The following is a 3,995-nucleotide window of genomic DNA, read 5'->3' as shown; positions in this document are numbered from 1 at the left end:
AACGTGACCGGTGGGATCGCCGGCCCCGGCCTGCTGTGCTCGGCCGACTACTGGGTGCGCCACGTCCGCGGCACCGTCCGCTACGCCGACGGCGTCGGGGCGCTCACCGGCGCCGGGGCGAACGCCTTCCTGGAGATCGGCCCCGACGGCGTCCTGACCGCACTCACCCGCCGGTGCCTCGACACCGACGCCGACGCCGACACGGTCGCCGTTCCCGCCCTACGGGAGGACCGGTCCGAGGAGACCGCGCTGCTCGTCGCGCTGGCCCGGCTGCACGTCTGCGGCGTCCGCGTCGACTGGCGGCAGTGCTTCGACGGCACCGGTGCCCGCCGCACCGAACTGCCGACCTACCCCTTCCAACGGTCCCGCCACTGGCCCGACGCACAGCGGCCCACGGCGGGCGGAACCGGTCCGGACCTCCTGGACGCGGCCTTCTGGAGCGCGGTCGAGGGCGAGGACCTCGCCACGCTCGCCGCCGACCTCGCGGTCGACACCGAAGCGCTGGGCGCGGTCCTGCCCGCGCTGTCCACCTGGCGGCGCAGGCAGCGCGACCAGGCGATGGTCGACGGGGTCAGGCACCACGAGGCGTGGAAGCCGCTGTCGCTGCCCTCCTCCGCGCCCACCGCCGCCGGCACCTGGCTGGCGGTCGTCCCCGAGGCGCTCGCCGACGACCCGTGGGTGGCCGCCGTCCTGGCGGCCGTCGGCACCGACGTCGTGCCGCTCACCGTCGGCACCGCCGACCGCGATGCGCTCGCCGAACGGTTGCGCGGCCTGCTGTCCCAGGGCGCCGCCCTCACCGGAGTGCTGTCCCTGCTCGCGCTCACGGACGCCGCGCAGACTCCGGCCGTCCCGACGGCGGTCCTGCTCCAGGCCCTGCTGGACGCCGAGGTCGCCGCGCCCCTGTGGTGCGTGACGCGCGGCGCCGTCGCGGTCGCCGGCACGGAGCGGCTCACCGCTCCCGCCCAGGCGGCGGTGTGGGGGCTCGGCCGGGTCGCGGCGCTGGAGATCCCGGCGCGGTGGGGCGGGCTGATCGACCTGCCCGCCGTCCTGGACGACCGTGCCGCGCGGCGGTTCGCCGCCGTCCTCGCCGGACACGACGGCGAGGACCAGGTGGCCGTGCGCGCCTCGGCCGTCTTCGGCCGCCGGCTCGTGCCCGCCCCGCAGGCCGCCCCCGACGCGGGCTGGGAGCCGAGCGGCACCGTCCTGGTCACCGGGGGCACCGGGGGCCGCGGCGCCCATGTGGCGCGCTGGCTGGCCGCCGCCGGAGCCGCCCGTCTGGTCCTGGTCGGCCGACGCGGCCCGGACGCGCCCGGTGCCGCCGGCCTCGCCGCCGAACTGCGCGGCCTCGGCGCCGAGGTGACGATCGTCGCCTGCGACGCCGCCGACCGCGACGCGCTCGCCGCCGTCCTCGCCGGCATCCCCGAGGACACCCCGCTGACCGGTGTGGTGCACGCCGCCGGCATCGTCGACGACGGCGTGCTCGACGACCTCACTCCGGAGCGGTTCGTCCAGGTGTACCGCGCCCGCACCGCTCCCGCCGTCCACCTGGACGAACTGACCCGAGGCCTGGACCTGACGGCGTTCGTGCTCTGCTCCTCGGTGGCCGGCACGGTCGGCACCGCGGGGCGCGCCAACCTCGCCGCCGCCACCGCCGTCCTCGACGCGCTCGCCCGCCGCCGCCGCGACGAGGGCCTGCCCGCGACGTCCCTCGCCTGGGGCGCCTGGACCGACGAGGAACCCGGCGCGGACACCACCGGCCCCACGGGCACCGGCACCGCCGCACGCCCGGTCCGCACCGCCGGTCACCCGGCCGTGCACCCGGACCTCGCGCTCGCCGCCCTGCGACAGGCCGTGACCCGGCCGGAGCCGGCGCCCGTGGTCTTCGACCCGCGTCAGCCGCAGGTGCTGGAGACCCTCATCGGCATCCGCGGCAGCGCCCTGCTGCGGGACCTGCCGGACGCCCGGCAGGCACTGGCCGACGCGGCCGTCGCGCGGCAGCGGACCGAGACGGCCGCCTCCGGGCTCGCCGCGCGGCTGCGGGAGCTGCCCGCCGCCGACCGCACCGCGGTCCTCGGCGACCTGGTCCGCACCCACGCCGCCGCCGTCCTCGGCCACCCGGGGCCGGAGGCCGTCGCTCCCGACCGCAACTTCCGCGACCTGGGCTTCGACTCGCTGACCGCGATCGAACTGCCCGACCGGCTCGCCCTCGCCACCGGGCTGCGCCTGCCCGCCACCACGGTCTACGACTTCCCGACCGCGCAGGCCCTGGCCGAGCACCTGCTCGCCGAACTCCTCGGCGAGCAGGACACCGGGCCCGGCCTCGCCCGGATGAACGCCGCCGGGCCGTCCGACGACCCGGTCGTCATCGTCGGCATGGCCTGCCGCCTCCCCGGCGGCGTGCGCTCCCCGCAGGACCTGTGGCAGATGCTGAGCGAGGGCCGCGACGGCATCGAGGCCTTCCCCGAGGACCGGGGCTGGGACCTCGCCACCCTGGCGACCGGCGGCGCGGACGGCCGCGGCCGCAGCGCCACCCTCAGGGGCGGGTTCGTCGAAGGGGCCGCCGAGTTCGACGCCGGTTTCTTCGGGATCTCCCCCCGCGAGGCCATCGCCATGGACCCGCAGCAGCGCCTGCTCCTGGAGACCACCTGGGAGGCGTTCGAGCGGGCCGGCATCGACGCCGACGGGCTGCGCGGCAGCCGCACCGGCGTGTTCGTCGGCACCAACGGCCAGGACTACTCCACCCTCGTGATGAACTCCCGCGAGGACCTGGAGGGCCACGCCGGTACCGGGCTCGCCGCCAGCGTCGTCTCCGGTCGGCTCGCCTACACCTTCGGCCTGGAGGGCCCGGCGGTCACCGTCGACACCGCCTGTTCCTCCTCCCTGGTCGCCCTGCACTGGGCGCTCCAGGCGCTGCGGGCCGGCGAGTGCGACCTCGCCGTCGCGGGCGGCGTCACCCTCATGAGCACCCCGTCCGGCTTCTCCGGCTTCACCCTGCAGAACGGCCTCGCCCCCGACGGCCACTGCAAGGCGTACGCGGACGCCGCCGACGGCACCGGCTGGTCCGAGGGCGTCGGCCTGCTCGTCGTCGAGCGCCTCTCCGACGCCCGCCGCAACGGGCACGAGGTGCTCGCGGTGGTCCGCGGCTCGGCCGTCAACCAGGACGGCGCCTCCAACGGCCTGACCGCCCCCAACGGCCCCTCCCAGCAGCGCGTCATCCGGCAGGCCCTCGCCGACGCCGGGCTCACCCCGTCCGACGTCGACGCCGTCGAGGGCCACGGCACCGGCACCCCGCTGGGCGACCCGATCGAGGCGCAGGCCCTGCTGGCCACCTACGGCCGCGACCGTGATCCGGAGCGCCCGCTGCTGCTCGGCTCCATCAAGTCGAACATCGGGCACACCCAGGCCGCCGCCGGTGTCGCAGGCGTCATCAAGACCGTCATGGCGATGCGGCACGCCGTACTGCCGAAGACCCTCCACGTCGACCGCCCTTCCCGCCACGTCGACTGGGAGGCGGGCGCGGTGCGCCTGCTCACCGAGCCGTCCCCCTGGCCGGAGACCGGCAGGCCGTGGCGTGCGGGCATCTCGTCCTTCGGCATCAGCGGCACCAACGCCCACACCATCATCGAGCAGGCACCCGAACCCGAGCCGGAGACGCCGGCCGCGGCGCCCGAGGCCGTCCCCGGGGTCGTGCCGTGGCCCGTCTCCGCGAAGTCCGAGGAGGCCCTGGACGCCCAGGTGGCCCGCATCGCCGCCCTGGCCGGCAGGTCCCCGCTGGACGTGGGCCACTCCCTGGCCACCGGCCGCGCGCTGCTCGACCACCGCGCGGTCCTCCTCGCCGGACCCGGCGGGGAACCCTTCGAGGTGGCGCGGGGCCGCGCCGCGTACCGCACCACCGCCGTCCTGTTCCCGGGGCAGGGTTCGCAGCGGGCGGGGGCGGGGCGTGAGCTGTACGCCCGGTTCCCGGTGTTCGCCGAGGCGCTGGACGCCGTACTGAA

The 3,995-nt window shown here is 77.1% G+C and carries 1 protein-coding gene; it reads left to right on the top strand.

Annotated features, from left to right (window positions below; all coding sequences use genetic code 11):
• Window positions 1–3,995: SDR family NAD(P)-dependent oxidoreductase (locus ABTY20_RS34895; protein ID WP_352001156.1), on the top strand; the 3,995-nt coding region annotated here is incomplete at both ends.

Origin of the sequence: Streptomyces sp. NPDC126497, assembly GCF_040302425.1 — a bacterium.
Taxonomy (GTDB): Bacteria; Actinomycetota; Actinomycetes; order Streptomycetales; family Streptomycetaceae; genus Streptomyces.
The sequence above is the reverse complement of the archived record's forward strand: the minus strand, read 5'-3'. Positions and strand labels throughout refer to the sequence as shown.